The 26,037-nt window shown below is 31.9% G+C and carries 24 protein-coding genes; 17 read left to right on the top strand and 7 right to left on the bottom strand.

Annotated elements, in window-relative coordinates; translation table 11 throughout:
- Positions 1-75 precede the first annotated feature (75 nt).
- Positions 76-657, bottom strand: a complete 582-nt coding sequence (locus tag SBL15_RS01410) for a CYTH domain-containing protein (RefSeq protein WP_107611390.1) — start codon at positions 655-657, stop codon at positions 76-78.
- Between the two features lie 244 nt (positions 658-901).
- On the opposite strand from SBL15_RS01410, the gene SBL15_RS01405 reads away from it, so the two are divergent.
- The 7 genes from SBL15_RS01405 to fabI all read left to right on the top strand — a co-directional run bounded on the left by SBL15_RS01405 (position 902) and on the right by fabI (position 7,977).
- On the top strand, positions 902-1,249 hold the full coding sequence (locus SBL15_RS01405) for a hypothetical protein (protein ID WP_011276223.1): 348 nt from the start codon (positions 902-904) through the stop codon (positions 1,247-1,249).
- Between the two features lie 16 nt (positions 1,250-1,265).
- Positions 1,266-1,895, top strand: coding sequence for a GTP pyrophosphokinase family protein (locus SBL15_RS01400; RefSeq protein WP_011276222.1), 630 nt, complete (start codon positions 1,266-1,268; stop codon positions 1,893-1,895).
- 12 nt (positions 1,896-1,907) lie between these two features.
- Positions 1,908-2,717, top strand: coding sequence for an NAD kinase (locus SBL15_RS01395; RefSeq protein ID WP_011276221.1), 810 nt, complete (start codon positions 1,908-1,910; stop codon positions 2,715-2,717).
- Positions 2,714-3,577 (top strand): RluA family pseudouridine synthase, encoded by an 864-nt coding sequence (locus SBL15_RS01390; RefSeq protein ID WP_107611389.1) that lies wholly within the window; start codon positions 2,714-2,716, stop codon positions 3,575-3,577. Before SBL15_RS01395 ends, SBL15_RS01390 begins: the two co-directional genes overlap by 4 nt.
- A 21-nt stretch (positions 3,578-3,598) precedes the next feature.
- Complete coding sequence (gene mgtE, locus SBL15_RS01385; RefSeq protein WP_107611388.1) at positions 3,599-4,984, top strand: magnesium transporter; 1,386 nt, start codon at positions 3,599-3,601, stop codon at positions 4,982-4,984.
- A 9-nt stretch (positions 4,985-4,993) separates the two neighbouring features.
- Positions 4,994-6,838 (top strand): monovalent cation:proton antiporter family protein, encoded by a 1,845-nt coding sequence (locus SBL15_RS01380; protein ID WP_107611387.1) that lies wholly within the window; start codon positions 4,994-4,996, stop codon positions 6,836-6,838.
- A 368-nt stretch (positions 6,839-7,206) separates the two neighbouring features.
- Positions 7,207-7,977 (top strand): enoyl-ACP reductase FabI, encoded by a 771-nt coding sequence (fabI, locus tag SBL15_RS01375; protein WP_037535483.1) that lies wholly within the window; start codon positions 7,207-7,209, stop codon positions 7,975-7,977.
- Positions 7,978-8,099: 122 nt separating this feature from the next.
- Here fabI and cozEa read toward each other — a convergent pair whose 3' ends face one another.
- A complete protein-coding gene (gene cozEa, locus SBL15_RS01370) occupies positions 8,100-9,185 on the bottom strand; it encodes a lipoteichoic acid biosynthesis protein CozEa (RefSeq protein ID WP_011276216.1) in 1,086 nt (361 codons plus the stop codon).
- Positions 9,186-9,472: 287 nt separating this feature from the next.
- Here cozEa and SBL15_RS01365 point away from each other — a divergent pair, with 287 nt between their 5' ends.
- Positions 9,473-10,237, top strand: a complete 765-nt coding sequence (locus SBL15_RS01365; protein ID WP_107611385.1) for an esterase family protein — start codon at positions 9,473-9,475, stop codon at positions 10,235-10,237.
- 179 nt (positions 10,238-10,416) lie between these two features.
- The gene (locus SBL15_RS01360; protein WP_011276214.1) at positions 10,417-10,926 is read left to right on the top strand and encodes a YjcG family protein; all 510 of its coding nucleotides are present in this window, start codon (positions 10,417-10,419) and stop codon (positions 10,924-10,926) included.
- Between the two features lie 88 nt (positions 10,927-11,014).
- Here SBL15_RS01360 and ltaA read toward each other — a convergent pair whose 3' ends face one another.
- Both ltaA and SBL15_RS01350 read right to left on the bottom strand, forming a co-directional pair.
- Complete coding sequence (gene ltaA / locus SBL15_RS01355) at positions 11,015-12,211, bottom strand: lipoteichoic acid biosynthesis MFS flippase LtaA (RefSeq protein WP_182703534.1); 1,197 nt, start codon at positions 12,209-12,211, stop codon at positions 11,015-11,017.
- Positions 12,189-13,364: a diglucosyl diacylglycerol synthase gene (locus SBL15_RS01350; protein WP_011276212.1), complete on the bottom strand. Its 1,176-nt coding sequence runs from the start codon at positions 13,362-13,364 to the stop codon at positions 12,189-12,191. The genes ltaA and SBL15_RS01350 overlap by 23 nt, the downstream gene beginning before the upstream one ends.
- Positions 13,365-13,779: 415 nt before the next feature.
- Here SBL15_RS01350 and SBL15_RS01345 point away from each other — a divergent pair, with 415 nt between their 5' ends.
- From SBL15_RS01345 to SBL15_RS01315, 7 genes are all read left to right on the top strand, one after another.
- On the top strand, positions 13,780-15,264 hold the full coding sequence (locus SBL15_RS01345; RefSeq protein ID WP_107611383.1) for a UDP-N-acetylmuramoyl-L-alanyl-D-glutamate--L-lysine ligase: 1,485 nt from the start codon (positions 13,780-13,782) through the stop codon (positions 15,262-15,264).
- On the top strand, positions 15,254-15,505 hold the full coding sequence (locus SBL15_RS01340) for a YueH family protein (protein WP_037535492.1): 252 nt from the start codon (positions 15,254-15,256) through the stop codon (positions 15,503-15,505). Before SBL15_RS01345 ends, SBL15_RS01340 begins: the two co-directional genes overlap by 11 nt.
- 3 nt (positions 15,506-15,508) lie before the next feature.
- Positions 15,509-17,071, top strand: coding sequence for a peptide chain release factor 3 (locus tag SBL15_RS01335; protein ID WP_317954968.1), 1,563 nt, complete (start codon positions 15,509-15,511; stop codon positions 17,069-17,071).
- A 298-nt stretch (positions 17,072-17,369) separates the two neighbouring features.
- Positions 17,370-18,167: a TerC family protein gene (locus tag SBL15_RS01330; protein WP_053017791.1), complete on the top strand. Its 798-nt coding sequence runs from the start codon at positions 17,370-17,372 to the stop codon at positions 18,165-18,167.
- A gap of 248 nt (positions 18,168-18,415) precedes the next feature.
- A complete protein-coding gene (locus SBL15_RS01325; protein WP_107626266.1) occupies positions 18,416-20,353 on the top strand; it encodes a S1C family serine protease in 1,938 nt (645 codons plus the stop codon).
- 18 nt (positions 20,354-20,371) lie between these two features.
- Positions 20,372-21,730, top strand: a complete 1,359-nt coding sequence (locus SBL15_RS01320; protein WP_317954966.1) for a TrkH family potassium uptake protein — start codon at positions 20,372-20,374, stop codon at positions 21,728-21,730.
- A gap of 113 nt (positions 21,731-21,843) precedes the next feature.
- Positions 21,844-23,355 carry a bifunctional UDP-sugar hydrolase/5'-nucleotidase gene (locus SBL15_RS01315; protein WP_317954965.1) on the top strand — a complete coding sequence of 504 codons (1,512 nt, stop codon included), beginning with the start codon at positions 21,844-21,846 and terminating at the stop codon, positions 23,353-23,355.
- Between the two features lie 83 nt (positions 23,356-23,438).
- Here SBL15_RS01315 and SBL15_RS01310 read toward each other — a convergent pair whose 3' ends face one another.
- Positions 23,439-24,041 (bottom strand): type II CAAX prenyl endopeptidase Rce1 family protein, encoded by a 603-nt coding sequence (locus tag SBL15_RS01310; RefSeq protein ID WP_037535503.1) that lies wholly within the window; start codon positions 24,039-24,041, stop codon positions 23,439-23,441.
- A 16-nt stretch (positions 24,042-24,057) separates the two neighbouring features.
- On the bottom strand, positions 24,058-24,234 hold the full coding sequence (locus SBL15_RS01305) for a YkvS family protein (protein ID WP_107611379.1): 177 nt from the start codon (positions 24,232-24,234) through the stop codon (positions 24,058-24,060).
- Between the two features lie 200 nt (positions 24,235-24,434).
- On the opposite strand from SBL15_RS01305, the gene SBL15_RS01300 reads away from it, so the two are divergent.
- Positions 24,435-25,424, top strand: coding sequence for a lipoate--protein ligase (locus tag SBL15_RS01300; RefSeq protein WP_107611378.1), 990 nt, complete (start codon positions 24,435-24,437; stop codon positions 25,422-25,424).
- Positions 25,425-25,470: 46 nt separating this feature from the next.
- On the opposite strand, the gene SBL15_RS01295 is transcribed toward SBL15_RS01300, so the two are convergent.
- The gene (locus tag SBL15_RS01295; RefSeq protein WP_053017801.1) at positions 25,471-26,022 is read right to left on the bottom strand and encodes an Ltp family lipoprotein; all 552 of its coding nucleotides are present in this window, start codon (positions 26,020-26,022) and stop codon (positions 25,471-25,473) included.
- Positions 26,023-26,037 lie beyond the last annotated feature (15 nt).

Genomic DNA, 26,037 nt, shown 5'->3' with positions numbered 1-26,037 from the left:
TTCCGTTAATATATTACTAATATAACATGAATTTTTACATTTAAAAGTAATTTGACTTTTTACAGCGACGTACTGCTACTTGTCAATTTGATTCTTATAGTCAAAGAAACGTTGAACTTTATTGTTAGGTACGGTGTGCTCAAGATTAAATTCTTCTAATAAACTATGAAATTTTTTCAAACCATTGTTATAGTCAGTAACTTCAAATTCTAACTCATAATCAACTTTGTCGAAATAATCACTTCGATCTAATACTAACAATTCATTTTTATAGTTTGTTTCTAAACGAGCTGTTCTCAATGCGCCTAATATAGTTAATTCGTTGTCATTAATACCGTATGATTCGACAATTTCTCGTATATCTTCTGGTAGTGAGTTATTAGATATTACATCACCTGTTTTAGGTATATGTTTAACCATATGATTATATTCCATTAAACCTACGTCGGCGGGCACTTTTAAGGTCATTTCATATGTGTCGTTTTTAACTCGGATTCGTAATGCGGATTTATGATCGCGCAATGTGAAGTTAGGAGTATCAATATAGTAGTTTATTTGAATAAAAGGTTCTTTATCTTCAAAAAAAGTATATTTAAATTTATCGTATACATCTTTACTTAGTAATTGTTTGAATTCTATTTCATTATTCGTCGCCATAATTGCACCTCTAAATCCATTTATTGTAATTCATTATGACTGAGTTATATAAATATTTAAAGTAATTGTATATGAATGAAAAGTTAAATCTGAGTACTTAAGTATAGTTTATAAAATGATTTGATTTGTCATGACATAATGAGCTTCATTCAATAGTGGATAGACGAGTAAGAAGTGCATTTCAAACGTGTGTTATACAGTTAAATTATGTTAAACTAATAAAGAATAATAAGGAGGAACAAGCATGCGTATTTATGTAAATGAAATTAAAATTAAAGATGATGGCATTTATTGCTACTCAGAAGATCCAACTGATGGATTAGTAGAAGTAGGGCAAATGCTTGTTGATAGTGATAATTACGGATTTGCCTACTTATTAGATGACGGACAATCATATGATTACTTGATTTTCGTTCAAGAAACATGGTCCATGTTGCATGAGAATAGAGGCAAGAAACTAATAGTAAACGATGACTTGGTTTTAGAACATTTTCAAGAGGAATTAGATTACATACTTGAGAATGTTGAAGGAAATAATAACTATGGTAAGGAGTTTGTTTCAGCTGTTGAAGAAACTTTTGACCTAAAGTGAAGCGGAGTGAAACAATATGAATCAATGGGATCAATTTTTAACACCATATAAACAAGCCGTTGATGAATTAAAGGTAAAATTAAAAGGTTTGCGTAAGCAATATGAAGTTGGAGAAGATGCTTCACCCATTGAATTCGTTACTGGTCGAGTAAAACCAATTACGAGTATTATTGATAAGGCGAATAAAAGGGGTATACCGTTTGATAGACTACGTGAAGAGATGTACGACATTGCTGGTCTTAGAATGATGTGTCAATTTGTGGACGATATCGATGTGGTTGTTAATATGCTTAGACAACGACAAGATTTCAAAGTGATTGAGGAACGTGACTACATCAATAACACAAAACAAAGTGGTTATCGTTCATATCATGTGATTATTGAATATCCAATTGAAACATTAAACGGTCAGAAAGCCATTTTAGCGGAAATACAAATACGAACATTAGCAATGAATTTCTGGGCTACAATTGAACATACATTAAGATATAAATATGACGGGGATTATCCAGCGGAAATTCAGCATCGTCTTGAGCGTGCAGCCGAAGCGGCATATCTTCTAGATGAAGAGATGTCTGAGATTAAAGATGAAATTCAAGAAGCACAGAAATATTATTCTCAAAAACGTGCAAAAAAACATGACTAATGAGGTGTGGGGATGCGTTATACTATCTTGTCTAAAGGTGATTCAAAATCCAATGCATTAAAGCATAAAATGATAAATCATATGAAAGATTTCCACATGGTAGAAGATGCCGTTAATCCAGAAATTGTTATTTCGGTAGGTGGAGATGGAACTTTATTACAAGCCTTTCATCAATACAGCCACATGCTTTCTCAAGTGGCATTTGTAGGTGTACATACAGGACATTTAGGTTTTTATGCTGATTGGTTACCTCATGAAGTTGAGAAATTAATTATTGAAATTAATAACTCTGAATTTCAAGTCATTGAATATCCATTATTAGAAATTATTGTCAGATACAATGATAATGGTTATGAAACACGTTATTTAGCTTTAAATGAAGCAACAATGAAAACGGAAAATGGTTCAACACTTGTAGTTGATGTGGGCATTCGTGGTAAGCAATTTGAACGTTTTAGAGGTGACGGTTTATGTATTTCAACCCCTTCAGGTTCAACTGCTTATAATAAGGCATTAGGTGGAGCACTAATACATCCCTCACTTGAAGCTATGCAGATTGCAGAAATAGCCTCTATCAATAATAGAGTATTTAGAACAGTGGGTTCACCACTTGTTTTGCCAAAGCATCATACATGTTTAATCACACCTGTTAATCACGATACCATTTTAACAACAATTGATCATGTTAGTTTAAAACATAAAAATGTCAATGGTATTCAGTTTAGAGTGGCTAATGAGAAAGTGCGTTTTGCTAGATTTAGACCTTTCCCATTTTGGAAAAGAGTACATGATTCATTCATTGAAAGTGAAGATGGACGATGAAATTTGAATATGTGATACAGCATAATGAAATGCTTAAGTCTTTTTTGCAGCGTCACCAATATTCTAAAAAGACAATTAGCGCCATTAAACATAATGGCGCTTTAATTATTAATAACAGTCATGTAACTGTCAGAAAAATGATGATGCCAGGTGATGAGTTAACTATTGCGTTACCAGATGAAACACCTAGTTCATATTTGATTCCATCACGTAATCCAATTGAAATATTGTATGAAGATGATTATTTAATTATTGTGTCAAAACCAAACTATTTAAATAGCACTCCGTCAAGAGAACATCCGCATGATAGTTTGATAGAACGTGTACTTTATTATTTAAATGTTGGTCAGTTAATCGATACATCGATCGTACCGCATATTGTTACACGTTTAGACCGTAACACTAGAGGCATTGTAATATTTGCTAAGCATGGGCATATCCATCATTTAATGACGACGAGTGCAATAGATAAAAGGTATATGTGTGTATGTTATGGTCAAATGCAATTGAGTGGTGTTATAGAAGAACCGATTGCTAGAGATAGCCAGAGTATTATTACTAGGAAAATTGATGCTTCAGGAAAATACGCAAAGACTTCATATGAAACAGTAATGACCAAACCTGAAGCGAGTTTATGTGAAATTAAATTACATACTGGAAGAACGCATCAAATACGCGTTCATTTTAATTATGTAGGACATCCTCTTGTTGGTGATGATTTATATGAAGGAAGTCATCCTGAAATTCATACGCAATCTTTACAATGTTATAAAGTGACATTCATACATCCAATTTATAATAGAGAAATTGAGATAGAGATAGATTATAAATGGCTACAAAACATTTTTGCAGAATTATAATAAGATTTGGAGGTGTTGACGTTGTCATTAGAAACAGAAAATAATGACTATAATACTGACGAAGTGTATAACCAAAATTTGTTAGATAATCTATTAAAACAAGACGATATAGATCGTTTTAGAGAAGAATTTCTAGCAATGCACGAGTATGAACAAAGTGAATATTTTGAAGACACTACAAATGAAAATAGACAAAAGATATTTGAATTTTTATCACCTCAAGAAGTAGGGGAATTCTTTGAACAATTAGAAATAGATGATGAAGCATATGAAGACCTTTTTGATACGATGAATGCACATTATGCTAGTAAAGTTTTAGAAGAGATGTCTTCTGATAATGCTGTAGATATATTAAATGAACTTTCGAAACCGAAAGTAGCTAGTTTGCTAACGTTAATGAACCGTGACGATGCTAATGAAATTAAGCATCTATTGCATTATGAAGAAGATACAGCCGGCGGTATCATGACGACGGAATATATCTCATTAGATGTCAATACTCCGGTTAAAGAAGCATTAATGTTAGTAAAAGAACAAGCACCAGATGCCGAAACGATTTATGTTATTTTTGCCATTAATACCGATGGACAATTAGTTGGAGTATTATCTTTAAGAGATTTAATTGTAGCTGAAAATGATGCATATATAGAGGATATCATGAGTGAGCGTGTGATTAGCGTTAATGTAGCAGATGACCAAGAAGATGTAGCTCAAAAAATGAGAGATTATGACTTTATTGCAATGCCAGTAATTGATTATCAACAACATTTACTTGGTATTATTACAATTGATGATATTCTAGATGTTATGGATGAAGAGGCTAGTGAAGACTACTCTCGTTTAGCTGGGGTATCTGATATTGACTCAACAAATGATTCTGTTGTGAAAACTGCTACTAAACGATTACCTTGGCTTATCATTCTTACATTTTTAGGAATGATTACCGCTACTATATTAGGTAGTTTTGAGGCAACATTATCACAAGTTGCATTATTAGCTGCATTTATACCTATTATTAGTGGTATGTCCGGAAATTCTGGTACACAATCACTTGCGGTGTCTGTACGTAATATCTCTACTGGGGAAATTGATGAACAAAGTAAATTTAAGGTTGCATTAAGAGAAGCGGGAAGTGGCTTGCTTTCAGGATTAGTTTGTGCCACTGTTTTATTTATTATCATCGTTGTTATATATAGACAACCATTTTTAGCACTAATAGTTGGAGGCAGTCTTACTATTGCAATGACGGTTGGTACGTTAGTTGGTTCTATGATTCCATTATTTATGAATAAACTGAATATTGATCCAGCCGTAGCCAGCGGACCATTTATTACAACAATTAATGATATTGTAAGTATGTTAATTTACTTTGGTTTAGCAACAACATTCATGTCATATTTAACATAGGGGGACAAAATGGAGTTCTTTTCACTAGTCATTGTAGTTCTAGCAGCATTTTTTACACCAATTATTATAAATAGACTGAACATCAATTTTTTACCAGTGGTTGTAGCCGAAATCATCATGGGTATTATTATTGGACAGTCTTTCTTAAATCTAGTACATAAAGATAGTATGCTTAATATATTATCAACGTTGGGCTTTATCTTTTTAATGTTTTTAAGTGGTTTAGAGATTGACTTTAGCACTTTTAAAAAAGATAAGAGAAATCGACAAGGTACGAACAAACATGAAAAAGATGTACCAAGCCATCTTAATTTAGCACTAACCGTATTCGCATTTATTATGATTATATCAGTAATATTAGCTTACGCGTTTAAATGGTTAGGACTCGTAGATGATGTGTTATTAATGATAATTATCATATCAACGATATCACTAGGTGTCGTAGTGCCTACTTTAAAAGAAATGAATATAATGCGTACAACTATCGGTCAATTTATATTATTAGTAGCCGTATTGGCTGACCTAGTAACGATGGTACTGTTAACTATTTACGGTGGTATCAATGGTAGTGGTAATGGTTCAGTTTGGCTTTCAGCAATTTTACTTGTATTTACTGCTATTTTCTATATATTAGGCGTTTTATTTAAGCGTATGAAATTTTTACATCGCTTAATTGGTGGTACTACACAAATAGGCATAAGAGCAATCTTTGCATTAATTATTCTTTTAGTTGCACTTGCAGAGGGTGTAGGCGCTGAATATATACTAGGCGCATTCTTAGCTGGTGTGGTTGTATCCTTGCTGAAACCAGATGAAGAATTAGTGCATACACTTGATTCATTTGGGTACGGGTTCTTTATTCCAATCTTCTTTATCATGGTTGGTGTTGATTTAAATATTCCGTCATTAATTAAAGAACCATCATTATTATTAATTATTCCGGTGCTTATTCTAGCTTTTATTATTTCAAAATTAATTCCAGTTTTCTTTATTAGACGTTGGTTTGATAATAAGACAACGATAGCATCAGCATTTTTACTTACTTCAACATTATCATTGGTTATAGCATCTGCTAAAATTGCAGAGCAATTAAATACAATATCATCTGAAATGTCAGGCATTTTGATTTTAAGTGCAATCATTACGTGTGTGTTTGTACCGATTATTTTCAAGAAAATGTTTCCAATTCCAGATGAGGCTAATCGTAAAATTGATATTGCATTAATTGGCAAGAATCAATTGACGATTCCAATTGTGCAGAACTTGTCACCACACTTATATAATGTGACATTATATTATCGCAAAGATTTAGGAGATAAGCGTAATTTATCTGACCATATAACTGTTGTAGAAATAGCGAATTATGAAGAACAACTCCTAGAAAGATTAGGGTTATTCAATCAAGACATCGTAGTTTGTTCTGCTAATGATGATAGTCTTAACCGTGATGTGGCAAAATTAGCCAAAGCACATGATGTTAAACGCGTAATTTGTCGACTTGAAAATAGTAACGAAGATGAAGAAATGAAAGGTGAAGGTATTGAAGTATTCAGTAATTTCATTAGTAATAAAATCTTCCTACAAGGCTTAATTGAAACACCAAATATGTTAAACATTTTAAGCAATGTTGAAACATCATTGTATGAAATTGAAATGTTAAATCATCAATATGAAAATATTCAACTACGTAATTTCCCATTTGGCGGAGATATTATCTTCGTTCGAATTATTCGTAATAATGAATCAATCGTGCCTCATGGTGATACACAACTTAGATATAAAGATAGACTTATCGTAACGGGTTCAAAAGAATACGTAGATGAATTAAAATCAGATCTAGAATTTTATTATTGATTTAGAAAAAATTAAAAACAGGCGTCAGGGGTGGGACAGAATTCTTTTTAAATTCATGGTCCCACCCCAATTTGCTTATCTTATAGAATTTCTTTATAAAAATCTTTTTTGCTAGGGCCCCGCTCGAAAGGATGTCTATAACTGAGAATACGCAATTTTTTGGCGCTCTCTCAGTTCATTTAGCTTCTGCGAATTTGAAAAATAGCATTATGATATTATTTATGTACCAGGCTTTCATATATGACCAGGTAATAATATTGCTTTATCATTATGAAGCAAAAATGGTAAAATAATAACGTTAGATTAGTCTACATTGTTTGTACAGTGAGATTAAGATATAAAAAACGATGATTAAGGAGTTATTTCGAATGATTAATCTTGAAAATAAAACCTTCGTAATTATGGGTATTGCTAATAAACGTAGTATCGGATTTGGCGTTGCAAAGGTATTAGATCAATTAGGGGCTAAACTTGTATTCACATATCGTAAAGACCGTAGCCGCAAAGAGTTAGAAAAATTATTAGAACAATTAAACCAAGAAGATCCAAAATTATATCAAATCGATGTTCAAAAAGATGAAGATGTAGTAAATGGTTTCGCTAAAATTGGAGAAGAAGTAGGCAATATTGATGGCGTATATCACTCTATCGCATTTGCAAATATTGAAGACTTACGTGGACGTTTCTCTGAAACATCACGTGAAGGTTTCTTACTTGCGCAAGATATCAGTTCATATTCATTAACAATTGTTGCGCACGAAGCGAAGAAAATAATGCCAAACGGTGGTAGTATTGTTGCAACAACATACCTTGGTGGTGAATTTGCCGTTCAAAACTATAATGTAATGGGTGTAGCTAAAGCAAGTTTAGAAGCTAATGTTAAATATTTAGCTTATGATTTAGGCCCGGACAACATTCGAGTAAATGCTATTTCTGCTGGACCAATTCGTACATTAAGTGCTAAAGGTGTTGGTGGTTTCAACACAATCCTTAAAGAGATTGAAGAACGTGCACCATTAAGACGAAACGTGGATCAAGAAGAAGTAGGTAAAACAGCTGCTTACTTATTGAGTGATTTCTCAAGTGGCGTAACTGGTGAGAATATCCATGTAGATAGTGGTTTCCACGCAATAAAATAATAAATTAATTCAATTACTTGGTGTGTATAGCACCAAGTTTTTTTATGTTTACAAAAAGAAGTGAACTTGAATTCATTGTAAATTCAAGTTCACTCCTGAAAGTTTTTTAAATTTATATCAATCTAGTCTTTAACGTCGCTATTAGCTTTATCAATGATGCGTTGACGATATTTAAAGACATTGCTTGCAATAGTCTTAAGTACTGCATAGAGTGGTACGGCAATTAAAATAAGTGTGAAACCACCTAAATCTCCTGCGGCTAAAATAACAACAATTATTGTAAGTGGGTGAATACTTAAAGATTTACCCATAACATTTGGTGTAATCACATTACCTTCAAGTTGTTGAGCGATTAATGTAACAACACAAACCCAAATAAATGTAGTAGGACTATCTATGATACCGAGCACAGCTGCAGGTGCAAATGATAACCATGGTCCTAAGAAAGGTATTAAGTTAGCTACACCAGCAAATAGTACTAATAAAGGTGTATATGGTAAACCAATTATGGTATAACCAATATATAAAATGACCCCTAAAATAACACTTACAGTCACTTGGCCTTGAATGTATGATTTTAATGTGAAGTTTAAATCTTTCATTAAGTCGACTACAAATACTTTACGTTCTCCCTTGAAAAATTTAGCAAGAGCAGGAATGAATTTTTCATGATCTTTTAACATGTATATTAAGAAGAACGGTACCATGATAAGTAAGAAGACAGTTGAAATAAATGACGTTAAGTATGTAAATGAATTAGCCAAAATTCCAGTCATACTATCACCAATTGATTTTACAGCAGAATTAATTCTATCTGTTACATCACTTGGAAGTTTATCCATTTGCGTAAGTGAGAAGTTAACAATATGCTCAGCTTCTTTTTGCAGTGATGGTGTTGCTTTGATTAAACTATTCACGTTAGAGATAATAATTGGTGCTATAAATGCGACTACGATAGCAATAATAGCAATTAAGCCAATAAAAATTGTAGTGATACTTGCCCAACGAGGGAAACCCCACTTTTCAAGAATACTTTGGAAAGGTAAGCAGATATAGAATAAAAATCCGCTAATCATAAATGGAAGAAATACAGAACCGATAATGGTTACAATAGGTGCAAAAACACTTTGTACTTCCATAAACAATTTAATTAGCACGAACAAGATAACTAGGGCAATTCCTGTTCGGAACCAAACTTTGTTAAGCATAAGCTTACGTCCTCCTATTTTCATTTGTTCATTATTTAATTAGTATATATCAATTAAGACGCGTTAAAAAGGGAAATTTTAACTTCTAAAGAGATACACTGAGATTAATGGAGTTCATATTTAATAATGTAATTAATAAATAAAGAGCCATATTTTGAAAAAAGTGTTATAACTATGTATAAATTACCAAATTTCGTAAGTATGAAACATTAGATTTTTATCAGAGATTTAAAAGTCATCATTATCTTGATACAATAAGTATATTCTATTTAGGGGGCGTCAATGTCATGTCGAATTTTAAAGCAGGCAAAATTAATAAACATATATTACATAGTAATATCTTAGAAAGAGATGTTACATTATCAGTATATTTGCCTGAAGATTACTCTGAATTATTTAAGTATCAAGTCATTATATGTTTTGACGGGTTAGATTTTTTAAAATTTGGAAGACTTCAACGTGAATATGAACGGTTGAGAAGAGAAGATGAAATTCAACGAGCCATTATAGTTGGATTTCATTATGAAGATGTTGATAAACGTAGAGAAGAATTTCATCCACAGGGTACTAGAAGTAATAAAACCGTACAAGCTGTTGGTAAAGAGTTGCTACCATTTATTGATAAGACGTTTCCAACTTATAAAGTAGGTAATGCCAGAATTTTAATTGGAGATAGTCTTGCTGGTAGTATAGCACTTTTAACCGCCTTGACTTACCCAACTATTTTTAGTCAAGTAGCAATGCTTAGCCCGCATTCAGATGAAACTGTAATAGATAAATTTAATAAGTGTATTCAATATAGTGAATTGTCTATTTGGCACGCTATTGGTTTAGAAGAAGAAGATTTTGCTTTGCCAACAACTGGAGAACGTGCAAACTTTTTAACACCAAATAGAGATTTAGCAACAGTCATTAAAGACAAAGAGCTCACATATCATTATTTAGAATTTGAGGGTGGACATAACTGGAAATCTTGGAAACCTCTATTATCAGACATACTTAAATATTATTTAAGCGATGAAGTAATTACACAAGAGTCAAATGAGGTTTAATTACTTGTATTTTTAATAGGATCATCAATGCCAAGATTTAATTGAGATCATTTAATGTACAATACTACGAAATAAAATATTTAGATATTGTAAACCTTTTCAAAAAATTCTGCTAACTAATAACGTAATATATAGAATTTTGCTATAATAGTAATATGTTAAACAAAGGAGGAATTTCAATGAATATAGGATTAGCATTAATTCCGTCAAAATCATTTCAAGATGAAGTGAATGGTTATCGTAAACGTTATGATACTGAGTATGCACGTATCATGCCTCATATTACGATCAAATCACACTTTGAAATCAATGATGATGAATTAGATTCAGTAAAAGAAGAAGTGAAAAAAAGATTAGAAGGTTTCGGACCTGTAGATGTTCATGCTACAAAAGCTTCAAGCTTTAAACCAACTAACAATGTAATTTATTTTAAAGTTGCTAAAACTGATGAATTAGAACAACTTTTCAATTTATTTAATACTGAAGATTTTCATGGTGAAGCTGAGCATCCATTCGTGCCACACTTTACGATTGCTCAAGGTTTAACAAGCCAAGAATTCGAGGATATATTTGGTCAAGTAGAATTAGTAGGGGTAGACCTTAAAGAAAAAATTGAAGAACTTTCATTATTACGCTATGACGAAGAAGAGGATAAATGGAAAGTGATTGATACTTTCAAGTTAGCGTAAAATTAAATAATATGTAAAATAAAAATCTAGCTAATGTACAGTGTATGATGTACATTAACTAGATTTTTAGTATTTTATCTACTTTTTATTAGAAACGATTTGCTTTGCCTCGATACTTTACAAAATAAACACCGTAGAATATCGCTAATACTAAAAAGATTGCTGCAGAAAAATAAAATGTATTATTTAAACCATTAGAAAACTGAGCGATTAAGCCTCCAAATAAAGGACCTATCATAGAACCAAATCCTTGAACACTATTAAATACGCCCCAAGTTTCTTCTTGTTCAGCGGGATCGATTTGTCCTGCCATAAATGTATTCCATGCAGGCAATAATATCCCATACATTAAACCTATAAATATCGCTACAATCCAAACGATAAGGATATTTGTTACTAAAGATAAACCGAAGATAAATGCTGTGAATAGTATAAAACCTGTAAAAATAACTGCATACATAAAGCCTTTACTATTTTTATCAATAATCTTAGATAAGAATAGCATTGAAAAGGCACAACCGGCACCACCTATAGCGATGGCAATGGTGTACTCAATAGTACTTACGCCTACTACCTTTGTAGCATATGTAGGTAGTATAGGTAGCAATGCTGAAATAGAAGCACCTTGTAATAAAATACCAGGGAATAACACTAAGTGACGTTTCATAACATTAACGATTTGTCCTAATTGTTCACTAACCGGTTTAGTATTATAATTTGTTAATTTAATATCAACAAAATAATACAATACCCATGCAATAACTACAACAAGTGACATCATAAATGCAAATCGAGTAGGATGTAATTTAACTAGAACATTCATAAATGCCCATCCTACGAGTAACCCTAATAACCAAGCAAAGTAAACATAGCCCATTTGTTTACCACGTTGTGCTTCTTCTACACTTGATAACATGATAACCCATATAGGACTAACAGCAATACCCAACATGATAGCACTAAAAATGATAACTATTGGATTAGTTGGGAACCAAATGACTAAGAATAAACTAATAAAAGCTAATAAAAAACCTAAGGTTAATACTAGCTTAGTACCAAATTTTTTCAAAAGAAATCCGATGACAAAATTCGTTGCCGCATCGGATATAAAGTGAATTGATAATGCCGCTGAAGTCACTGCAACAGCAATAGAGGTAACGGTTGGTAAATAATTAACGTAACTTAATACATACATTCCCCGTGCAAACTCCATTAAGAACAAAATAACGAGCATTATCTTGAAGTTCTTACTAATTCCTTTATTACTTAACGAAGAATCTGGCATATAAAGGAACCTTTCCATATATTTCTTGTTGTTGTGATGAACTGTCCAAGATATTTAATAAATCGGTACATAGTCTATAAGTTGAATGGTTAACCTTTTCTTCAGTCATTTTATTAGTCATAGCTTGTAAGCGATACTCGTGATTTGTTAAATCAGAAACAATATCTATAGCTTCTTCAGGTGTATTCGCGATTTTGCCATATGATTTATCTTGGAAATATAATGCATTTTCAAGCTCTTGACCTGGAGCCGGATTCAAGAAAATCATTGGTAAACTACGTGTTAAACCTTCGGAAATCGTAATGCCACCTGGTTTTGTAATCATAAGTTGACTTGATGCCATCCATTCATTCATATGTTTTGTATATCCTAGAATAAGGACATTGTCATATGATTTAAATTGCATTTCTAAAGTACGCTTTAACCCTTTGCTACGACCACAAACCATTACGATTTGTGATTGTGGACTTTTCTGAAGGATGTTATCAATCATATAGTCAAATCCTTTTGATACACCAAATGCCCCGGCAGACATCAGAATAGTTGGTTTATCAGGATTTAAATTATGTTTCTTCAACCAAGCCACTTTATCGATGTCAGATTCAAATTTATCGGAAATAGGTATTCCAGTCACTTTTATATCAGAAGCAGGGATACCAGCATTGACGAAATCACGTTTGGTATCGTCAGTAGCTACATAATATCTATGAGAGTTAGGCGTTATCCAGTTTTTTTGTAGACGGTAATCTGTCATAACAGTTGCGATTGGAATATTTATGTTAAACTGCTCTGTTAGCACTGACATTACTGGAGTAGGGAATGTCAATAAGATTAAGTCTGGTTTTTCTTTAAGTAGTAGATTGATTAATTTATTTAATCCATAATATTTATAAAAACATTTATCTAATTCATCAGGGCGACTATAATAAAAGTTTTTATACATATTTCTAAAATACTTAAAGCTATTGATATACCATTTTTTGCAAATAGAAGTTAAGATTGGGTGTGCTTCCATAAACAAATCATGCTCAATAACTGATAGATGAGACAAGTTCATTTCATTGAGTTGATTAACAACACTTTGTGTCACTTGTAAATGTCCATTTCCAAATGAGCCGGTAATAATCAATATCTTTTTATTTTGAGTAACCATTAATAGTCACCCTCCATTAATTTAAATTTAAAACACGCAATAACGCATTCTGATTTAACTATAGTAGCAATAAACATACTTACATAGTTATCATAATATATATACCCTTTATTGAAAGTATAAAATTCATTTATAGTGCATTATAGCATATTAAGGAAGTTAACATCATCTTTATATAACTATCCTAGCATTAATAGATTTAAAAGTATTGAATTAAAGTGATATATATAGGAAATTTTAAAATAATTAACTATTAATTAATAATTCCTTCAATTATATTAATGAAATCTTTAGTTTGAGGTGTAAAACATATCAAGTTCGTATTAAATCTAATCAATATTTTAATGATTATAAATTTATCAACAACTTCAAAACGTGTATAATAAATTTATTGTAAAAAAAGGAGCGATACATTTTGAATGCGAATGAGTTGTTCGAAAAAATACGAGTTAAACAAGTAATAGGCACTTTAGATATAAATGTTACTGATATCACTACAGATTCACGTACCGCTAGTGAAGGGAGTATATTCGTCGCATCAATAGGCTATACAGTTGATAGCCATAAATTTTGTCAAAATGTTGTTGATCAAGGTGCAAAAGTCATTGTGGTTAACCATCAACAAGACATTAACGGTGACGTGACGCAGGTTATCGTACCAGATACATTAAGAGTTGCTAGCCTGTTAGCACATACTTTATATGATTATCCTAGCCATCAATTAACTACAATAGGTGTGACAGGCACTAATGGCAAAACTTCAATTGCTACTATGATTCATCTTATTTATAGAGGTTTAGGTAAAGGAAGCGCATATTTAGGAACAAATGGTTTCCAAATAAATGAACATAAAACTAAAGGTGCCAATACAACACCAGAAACAGTGTCTTTAACTAAAAAGATTAAGCAAGCGGTTGATGAAAATGCGGAAGCTATGACTATGGAAGTATCTAGTCACGGTTTATCACTAGGGCGATTAAGAGGTGTAGAATTTGATGTTGCGATATTCTCAAATTTAACACAAGACCATTTAGATTTTCATGGCACAATGGAAGCCTATGGACATGCTAAATCATTGTTATTTAGTCAACTGGGAGAAGATTTATCGAAAGAGAAATATGCTGTTTTAAATAATGATGATGATTTCTCCAAATATTTAGCATCAGTTACACCATATGAAATATTTACATATGGAATAGACCATGACGCTCAATTTATGGCTAAAAATATTCAAGAATCTTTACAAGGTGTTCAATTTGATTTTGATACGCCTATAGGAACTTACAGTGTTAAAACACCATATGTAGGTAAATTTAATATTTCAAATATTATGGCTGCCATGATTGCAGTCTGGAGTAAAGGAACATCTATGGAAGATATCGTCAGAGTAGTTGAGAATTTAGAGCCAGTTGAAGGGCGTTTGGAAGTTCTAGATCCTTCGCTACCAATTGATTTAATTATTGACTATGCGCATACTGCTGACGGAATGAATAAACTTATAGATGCAGTAAAACCCTTCGTGAAACAAAAATTAATCTTTTTAATTGGAATGGCTGGAGAACGTGACTTAACTAAAACACCTGAAATGGGCGCAGTAGCTTGTAGAGCAGATTACGTAATATTTACGCCAGATAATCCTGCTAATGATGATCCTAAAATGTTGACTGCTGAACTAGCTAAAGGCGCAACACATGATAATTATGTTGAATTTGATGACAGAGCTGAAGGGATCAAACATGCCATTGATATAGCTGAACCGGGCGATACAGTAGTATTAGCTTCTAAAGGAAGAGAACCTTATCAAATCATGCCTGGACATATTAAAGTGCCACATAGAGATGATTTAATTGGACTTGAAGCGGCATACAAAAAATTTGGCGGTGGACCAAGTGAACATTAAACAATTATCTATAAATGACGAAATTGTTAATGTTTACTTATATATAATTGAAGATAAAAATCAAATCATGTTGGCTATTCCAGATATATTTTGGGCAATAGAACTTGATTTGAATATGGACAGTAATGATGTCAAAGAAGAATTGTTAATGCAATTATTTGCTTTTATCGAGGAAAATGAAGCAAACAAAATTGCTTTAAATTTAACAAACTGGATTGTGAATGATTTTAAAGGAGATTAATAGATGAGTTTAAAAGAAGAAGTTGAATCAAGAAAGACGTTTGCCATAATATCTCACCCGGATGCTGGTAAAACGACACTGACTGAGAAGTTGTTATATTTTAGTGGTGCAATTAGAGAAGCGGGTACAGTTAAAGGTAAAAAAACACGTAAATTTGCAACTAGTGACTGGATGAAAGTGGAGCAAGAACGTGGTATTTCAGTAACGAGTTCAGTGATGCAATTTGACTATGATGATTACAAAATTAATATATTAGATACACCAGGGCATGAAGATTTCTCAGAAGATACTTACCGTACTTTAATGGCAGTGGATAGTGCAGTGATGGTTATTGACTGTGCCAAAGGTATTGAACCTCAAACTTTAAAGCTATTTAAAGTTTGTAAAATGAGAGGAATTCCAATTTTTACATTCATTAATAAATTGGACCGCGTAGGTAAAGAGCCATTTGAATTATTAGATGAGATTGAAGAAACATTAAACATTGATACTTACCCTATGAACTGGCCAATTGGTATGGGTCAAAATTTCTTTGGTATTATCGATCGTGAGTCTAAATCTATAGAACCATTTAGAGATGAAGAAAATGTTTTACATTTAGATGATGATTTTGAACTACAAGAAGAGCATGCTATTCGTAATGACAGTGCATTTGCTCAAGCTATCGAAGAATTTATGCTTGTAGAAGAAGCGGGTGAAGAGTTTGATAATGATGCGCTATTAAATGGTGAATTAACACCCGTGTTCTTTGGTTCTGCATTAGCTAACTTCGGTGTTCAAAACTTCTTGAATGCATATGTTGATCATGCACCGATGCCTAATGCACGTCAGACTAATGAAAAAGTTGAAGTAAGCCCATTTGACGATGAATTTTCTGGATTTATTTTCAAAATTCAAGCTAATATGGACCCTAAACATCGTGATAGAATTGCGTTTATGCGTGTTGTTAGTGGTGCATTCGAACGTGGTATGGATGTAACATTACAACGTACGAACAAAAAACAAAAAATTACGCGTTCAACATCATTTATGGCTGACGATAAAGAAACTGTTAACCATGCAGTAGCTGGAGACATCATTGGTTTATATGATACAGGTAATTATCAAATTGGAGATACTTTAGTTGGTGGCAAGCAAAAATATAGTTTCCAAGATTTACCTCAATTCACACCGGAAATATTTATGAAAGTTTCAGCTAAAAACGTAATGAAACAAAAACATTTCCATAAAGGAATTGAACAGCTTGTTCAAGAAGGAGCAATCCAATATTATAAAACGCTTCACACTAATCAAATTATTTTAGGTGCCGTTGGTCAATTACAATTTGAAGTGTTTGAACATCGAATGAAAAATGAATATAACGTTGATGTTGTTATGGAACCTGTTGGTAGAAAAATTGCGCGTTGGATTGAAAACGAAGATGATATTCAAGATAAAATGAACACGTCTCGTTCAATATTAGTGAAAGATAGATATGATAATTTCGTCTTCTTATTCGAAAATGAATTTGCAACACGTTGGTTCGAAGAAAAATTCCCAGAAATTAAATTGTATAGTCTTTTATAAGATTATGATTGAAAATAATGGGTATTTAAAAATATCTCTTTAAATAGACAATTTGTTAAACGTTAATTGTTTATTTATATTAAGTATAGTGTATAATACACTTAACAAATGAATACCTATGACAATTTGTCAGAGGGGAGTAACTTGAAGACCATCAACTACATGATGGTTAGCGCTTTATCGTCATTACGAAGTATTATCTTCCGGTAAAGTGGGCATTTATTTGCTAAGTGAGACCTTTGCTATTATTTAGCATAGGTCTCTTTATTTGTATTAAAACAAAAAGGAGCTGTCCACTATGGATCCGAGTTTAATTTTACCCTACCTATGGGTAATTCTCGTTCTTGTATTTTTAGAAGGGCTATTAGCAGCTGATAATGCGGTTGTAATGGCTGTTATGGTAAAACATTTACCACCTGAACAACGTAAAAGAGCGTTATTTTATGGTTTGCTAGGTGCATTTGTATTCCGTTTTCTTGCCTTATTCTTAATTAGTGTTATCGCAAATTTCTGGTTTATCCAAGCACTTGGTGCCGCGTATTTAATTTTTATGTCAATAAGAAATCTTTGGCAATTCTTCCACAAAAAACATGAAGATCAACCTGAGGGTGACGACCATCATTTTGACGAGTCTGGCGTAGAGAAAAAAGTTGGACCTATGCAATTTTGGGGCACTGTTTTAAAAGTTGAATTTGCAGATATAGCTTTTGCAATTGACTCAATGTTAGCAGCGATGGCAATTGCTGTTACATTACCTAAAGTCGGCATTCATTTTGGTGGGATGGACTTAGGTCAATTCTCAGTAATGTTTATTGGCGGAATGATCGGTGTTATTCTAATGCGTTTTGCCGCTACATGGTTTGTTGACTTACTAAATAAATATCCTGGATTAGAAGGAGCTGCTTTCGCAATTGTAGGTTGGGTAGGTATTAAATTAGTTGTTATAGTACTTGCTCATGAAGATATAGGTATTTTACCTGAACATTTCCCTCATAGTACATTATGGCAAGCTATCTTCTGGACAGTTATGATTCTTTTAGTCGTAATCGGTTGGTTAACGTCAGTACGTAGCAACAAGAAGAAAGCCAATAAATAGTATTAAATAAGTGATTGAGCCTTTTAGATTTGATGTGTACCATCAAGTTTAAAAGGCTTTATTATTATAAATTGTGCATTTTAGTGATTTGATAAGAAAAATTCAATTTTGAACCTTCAATTCATTGCTAATTGGCGATATTGATATTAAACTTTAGTTAATGAATAAATTAATTAAAGCCACAACCACAAAACATAATTTAACGTTAGCATGATAGATTGTGAGTTAGTCGATAGGAGTGGACACCTTTGGATAATGATAAAAAACACGTAATACCACGTGAACAGTATCGTCGAAAACGACATGAGTATTTCCATAATGAAGAACGCGAAGAACGATTAGAACGTGAGAGAGAACAACGTGAGAGACTTGCCAAAAAAGAGCAAGAACAAGCAAAAGTTAATGAAGAACGTGTTAAAGATAACATGCGAAAAGCAAGAATTGAGAAATTAACACAAGAAGAAATTCACCAGCAACAACATCTAGCTAAATTACGATCTGATAATGAATCTGATCAAGAATTAAATGATACTAACACGCATCATTTAACACTACCTGAAGAGCAACAACTAAAAAATGAACATAAAGAAAATAATGATAAGTTAACTAAACCTACTGACGAAGTGGAAAAACAGGAGAAAGAAGACAATAATTCTACCTCTTCCAAACATGGTGAAATAGAACCAAAATATAGTAGAGTTGAAAAGAATAAAGGAAAACAAAAACAAGCTAATATTAATAAAAGTGAAGTTAATCATCTTGATAAAAGTGAACAAACTAAAAAACAAAAAGAGACTAAAGAATCATCGGAAGACGTTTTAGAAACGAATAAAAATCAAAAAATTGAACAAAAGGAACAAAAAGAACAAAAAGAACAAAAAGCAAGTTCTAATGAAACTTCTAACAAGGAATTAAATTCTCATACTAAAGATAAAAATAATAAAGTTGAAGATAATCAAGACTTAAAGAAAGCATCTAGTCAAAATTTAGCTCATTCTAATAAGTCAGAAGAAAATGAACACTCAGAAGATAAGCCTAAGAACAATGATACGATGGACAAAGTAAAAGACTTTTTAAAATTACATTGGCTTAAAATAGTCATAGTAGTTGCAATCATATTAATTGTTATACTAATTAGTGCAATTATCTCAACGATTAATCAAAATAGTAGTATTGAACAAAGTAGTAACAATGATACGAAATACACATCAACAATGAAGAATGCAGAAACAGCTGTTAAATCAGTGGTAACAATTGAGAATGACACACCTAAGAACATAACAACACAAACAATTGATAAAACAAATACAAACTCAAATAATGAAGTTGGTTCAGGTGTCGTCTACAAAGCTGTAGACGATACTTTTTTTATTTTAACTAATACACATATAGTTGGAAGTAATAAAAGAGTAAACATTACATATGATGATGATAAAACAGCTACTGCTACAGTCGTTGGGAGTGATATGTGGTCAGATATTGCAGTGCTTAAAACAACGATAAAAAATAAAAACGTGCAGCCAATTAAAATAGGTCATTCAAAACATTTAAAGCTAGGTGAATCCATCCTAGTTGTTGGTAATCCACTTGGAAATGATTTTAAAAATACAGTGACGAAAGGTATTATTTCCGGATTAAATAGGGCAGTACCTGTCGACTTCGATAAAGATAATAAGAATGATGAATTGGTTAATACATTTCAAATTGATGCTTCAGTTAACCCAGGTAATTCAGGAGGTGCTGTCGTCAATAGAGTTGGAGAATTAATAGGCTTAGTATCGTTAAAAATAAATATGCCTAATATTGAAGGCATGGGCTTTGCAATTCCAATAGATGCTGCACGTGAAATTGCTGAGGAATTAGAGAAAAAAGGTGAAATTCAATATCCTAATACTGGTATTGGAATTAAAAATGTTTCAGATTTACTGCCTTATGAAAGAAATTTATTAAAAGTACCCGAAGATGTTCAAAATGGAATCGTAGTAGAAAAGTTAAAAGAAAATGGTTTAGGTAAAAAATCAGGTTTAAAAATTGGTGATGTAGTTGTAGAATTAGATAGTAAATCAATTCAAAATAATTTACAGTATAGACAAATAATTTTTAATCATAGACAAGACTTAAAAACATTGTCGGCTAAAATTTATAGAGAAGGAAAATCTCAAGAGATAAAAATTAAATTGAAATAATGTTGAGGTGACAAATGAGTGTCTATTTTCAGTAAGTTACTTAAAAAATCTAGCCCTCAACAGGGGATAGTTTTATATTATTTGATAGCCATAGTTGTCGCTTTTTTATTATTAAACCTCCCATTTGTGCATAAACATGGTGTTGATGTTAGCCCAATCGATACGCTATTCGTTGCTGTATCAGGCATTAGTGTTACTGGACTATCTCCCGTTAACATAGTAGATACATATTCAACATTTGGCCAAATTATTATATTAATCATACTTAATATAGGCGGTATTGGCGTCATGGCGATTGGTACAGTACTATGGGTTGTGTTAGGGAAACATATAGGTATCCGCGAACGCCAATTAATTATGTTAGATAATAATAAAGATACAATGAGTGGAACCGTTAAGCTGATATTAGAAATCATCAAAACGATATTAACAATAGAATTTATAGGTGCGCTGTTATTAGCATTTTATTTCTATAGAGATAATCCAGATTTAAAAAATGCACTCATGCAAGGTTTATTTGTGTCTGTCTCTGCTACTACTAACGGTGGATTAGATATCACAGGGCAATCATTAATACCTTACGCTAAGGATTATTTTGTTCAAACGATTGTTATGTTTCTAATCGTATTAGGATCAATAGGATTTCCTGTATTACTTGAAATCAGAGCATATGTAAGGAATAGAGTCAGTCATTTTAGATTTTCACTATTTACCAAAATAACTACATGCACATATCTATTTTTATTTGTTTTTGGTGTTTTAGCCATATTAGCATTAGAACATCACCATGCTTTTAAAGGATTAAGTTGGCATCAATCCTTATTCTATTCATTATTTCAATCTGCAACAACACGTAGTGCTGGATTACAAACCATTGATGTAACAAACTTTAGTGATGCAACGAATGTAATAATGAGTATCCTCATGTTTATTGGTTCATCTCCAAGTTCAGTTGGTGGTGGTATACGTACAACTACATTTGCGATACTAATTCTCTTTGTAATTAACTTTAATAATAATGCTGAAAAAACAGCTATAAAAGTGTTCAATCGAGAAATACATGTAGTTGATATTCAACGTTCATTCGCCGTATTTACTATGGCATCAATTCTAACATTTGTAAGTATGATTGTTATTCTCGCTACTGAAAAAACAAATCTAACATTTTTACAAGTATTCTTTGAAGTCATGTCAGCCTTTGGAACATGTGGTCTATCTTTAGGTGTTACAGACGATATTAGTGGACTTACTAAAGTAATACTAATGATATTAATGTTTATAGGTCGTGTTGGTTTAATTTCATTTATTATTATGATAGCTGGACTTAAGGAACCGGATAAATACCATTATCCTAAAGAACGTGTTCAAATTGGTTAAATAGATTAGCATTCTCAGAAATTATTAATTCTGAGAATGCTTTTTTGATTAGAAATAAATAGCACCTACAGATTAATAAATGTTAAACTAGCTTTAAATAAGGGGTGTGTAAATTGGAGAAAAATGAACATATAAATATAGATATCTTGGCAACATCAGATATGCATAGTCATTTTATGAATGGAGATTTTGGATCAAATATATATCGTGCTGGTACCTATGTTAAAAATATTAGAGAAAACAATGATAAAGTCATTTTATTAGATAGTGGGGGAAATGTAGCTGGCTCATTGGCAGCGCATTATTATGCTATTGTCGCACCTTATAAACGTCATCCTATGATTAAATTAATGAATGCTATGCAGTATGATGCTAGTGGTATAAGTCCGGATGATTTTAAATTTGGATTATCATTTTTGACTAAAGCAGTATCACTATCAAGGTTTCAATGGTTATCTGCGAATATAGAATTTGCATTAACAAAGGAACCATATTTCTCAACACCTTATATAATTAAAGAATACGATAATGTTCGAATCGCAATTGTAGGTTTAACTGCAGATGGATTAATGAAAAACGAATTCGCTGAAATGGAGAAAGAGGTTAGTATTGAAAAAGCACTATTATCTGCTAAACGCTGGATTAGATATATACATGAAAGTGAACATCCTGACTTCTTAATTGTAATCTATCATGGAGGACTATATAAAATAAATCAAACGAATACAAGACATAGAAAAGGTTCTCATGAAGCGGAAAAAATAATGAAGGAAATAGGTGTGATCGATTTAATGATAACAGCGCACCAGCATCAAACGATTATAGGTAATGATTTTGAAACAGTATATGTTCAAGCAGGACAAGATGCTCAAGAGTTAGTACACGTCAAAATTAAATTTAAAAAACGTACGAACTCGTTCGAAAAAGAAAATATTGAATCTACAGTAATTAATTTAAGTGAGTATCCAGAAGATCAGGAATTACTTGAGACAACGTATTATGATCGTAAAGCCTTAGAACATTGGTCAAAGGATATTGTTTCAGAGAATAAAGTCGATTTACAGGTTAATGGCTTGGAAGACTTACTAAGTAGTCCACACCCATTCATACAATTATTACATGATAGTCTACATTTAGCCTATGAGAATAATATTACTTGTATTAACGTGCCTAAAAATGGCGAAAAGGGATTAAAAGGTATAGTGACTAATGAGGATGTCTATAATGCTTATCCACACCCTGATAAAGCAATAGATATAACACTTAGAGGCCATCAAATTAAAAAGATGCTTGAATATACTTATTCTTATATTCAATTTGAGCAAAATCAATTAAGTATGACTATTATTGATGAAACATTATGTACATTGTGGCAAGGATTTGATTATGAGGTAGATATGTCAGCGCCTCGTTTTGATAGAGTGAATATAAAAAATATTGAGTTAGATGAAAAGCATAGAGTTACAATGACAGATTATTGTTATAGAAATTATCGTCAATACTTGGAAGATGAATCAATACTTCATTCCACATATGATCGACCGATGAGTTCACTTATCGCTGAAAAGCTAAATCAACCTGATTATTATTTAAAGTTGGACTCTAATTTTTCAGTAGCGTATTAAAAATAGTACTCATATAAGTAAACGTATTTAAATTGTAAATTACTTCAAAAAAACTTTTCTTAGTTTTAACTAAGAAAAGTTTTTTATCCATGAAATATTAATAATAGTATAATTGCCACAATTTGTCCTAAAGAGGTAGTTACGATGCGACGTGTATATTGATAACTCAATGATAATACTAATTGAGCTACAAAAATAAATGCCACTATCCACCATTTATCTAAATAAATAAATAAAGAACTAGAACATAATGCAGTAATCAAGATGATTAACCAAGTAGGCAATTTATATTGAGTCAGTTCTTTTTGTAAAACAGTTCTCATGTATAACTCATGACAAGGAATTACAAAAATTAACGTCACTAACATTTGCCATTTGAAATAAACACCTGTTCTTGATAATTCTTTAATAAGTTCTGCATATGTTATTTGTGGTGAAAGTAATGAAAAAATTAATTGTATTATAACCAAGACGATACCTGTAGCGATACCAACTCCGATAGAAGTTAAAAGTCGTTTAGATTCTATGTCCCTTTGGTAAAATACATAACTAATACCTGCAATTAACATAATACCAGTGTATAGATACCAGTACTCTTGATGCTCTCCCCACATAACAAATAAAATCAAATGGAATACAATGAAACTTGCTATAAACCAAATTAAAGCTTTTGATATATTTTTCATTTTAATGTATACCTTCTTATTCAACGATAGTATATCGTTTATGATTAATAACTGTTTTTTCTGGTAAGTCTAATTCATTGAAGGTATCCATAATTGTTAAGTCTACAATAACTGAATTGTCATTAATTTTCTCAACACGGCCTCTTAAACCGTCATAAAATTCTACGATATTTCCTACTTCTGCAACAGTCATACGGAGTCCTCCTAAATTCATAACTAGGCTATATTGTACTAAAAATTTGCATAATAATAAACAAATATATGCTAAAAATGGCAAATAATATTTTAATTATGAAAATAATGTCAAAATTGAGTAAATAATTGGCAAAATAACTAAATATAAGGCATAACTAAACTAAGGGCATATACGAGAGAGTCAAAGGAGAGATATAGATGAAATTTGTAAGTAATAATAATATTACTGATCCTACAATTAACCTTGCCATGGAAGAGTACGTGTTAAAACATTTACCTTCGGATGACAGTTACTTTCTATTTTATGTAAATGGACCGTCTATCATTGTCGGAAAAAATCAAAATACTATAGAAGAGGTTAATAAACAATATGTAGATGAAAATAACATACATGTTATACGCCGTATTTCAGGTGGTGGCGCTGTATACCATGACCAAGGTAATCTAAATTTTAGTTTTATTACAGATGATGACGGTAATAGCTTCCATAATTTCAAAAAGTTTACAGAGCCAATCGTACAAGCACTTCAATCAATGGGTGTAGATGCTGAAATGACTGGTCGTAATGATATTCAAGTAGGGCAAGCTAAAATTTCAGGGAATGCCATGGTTAAAGTTAAAGATAGAATGTTTAGTCACGGCACATTAATGTTAAATAGTGACTTGGGAGAAGTACAAAATGCATTGAAAGTTAATCCTAAAAAAATTCAATCTAAAGGTGTTAAGTCAGTGCGTAAGCGTGTAGCAAATATCGATGAATTTTTAGAAGAATCGATTTCAATTGATGACTTTAAACAAATCATTCTAAAAACAATTTTTGGTGAACATGAAGTTGAAGAATATAAGTTAACAGACGAAGATTGGAAGAATATAGAAGCATTAAGTAATGAGAAATACCGTACCTGGGAATGGAACTACGGTCGAAATCCTAAGTATAATTTTGAACGAGATGAAAAATTTGAAAAAGGATTTGTACAAATTAAATTCGATGTTAAAAAAGGCAAAATTGAACATGCTAGAATCTTTGGAGACTTCTTTGGTGAAGGAGATGTAACAGAGTTGGAGAACGCACTTGTTGGCGTTTTGCATGATTACAATCACATTAAGGAAGCTATGGAAGAGTTTGATTTCTATCATTATTTCGGCGCTATTGAGAAAGAAGATATTTTAAAATTGATGTCTTATTAATATAACTAAGCGGCTATATAGGATTTAACCTATAGCCGCTATATTTTTATTTATTTAAATGATCTATAGCATATTGCGCTTCTTCTTGCGTGAACTTTTCACCGTAACTAGAAGTGAGTTGATCATAAATTGCATCATTAGACATATCTTGTTGATTTGCATAATCCTTAGCTTTTTCTAAAGCATTTTTCTTATAATCAACTTTAAGATTATCAATTGCATATTGAGCAGCATCTTCTGGGAATTTTTCTCCCGCATCAGATGTTAATTGATCATAAATACCTTGTTTAGACATATGCATAACATCAGAATATGTCTTAGCTTTATTAAGAGCCGATTTTTGTTCTCTAGTAGCATCAGAATCATTTGAACTTTGTTGCTCAGTATTATTAGAATTAAGACTATTATTAGAATTACTAAAAGAAGCAGTACAAGCTGATATTCCTATTATGATAAGGATTAATAAAACTAGGCAACCACCACAACCACCACATCCCCATAACCATCCTTTTTTCTTATTGGACTTATGCTGTTGGTAATCTTGAAATTGTTGCCATTGTCTTTGCTCTTCATTGCTCTCAAAATGTCGATCAGCCATTATTTAACATTCTCC

Source organism: Staphylococcus sp. NWU MKU2 (assembly GCF_033283605.1).
Classification (GTDB): domain Bacteria; phylum Bacillota; class Bacilli; order Staphylococcales; family Staphylococcaceae; genus Staphylococcus; species Staphylococcus haemolyticus.
Note: the sequence above shows the minus strand (reverse complement) of the source record. Positions and strands in the feature narration are given on the sequence as shown.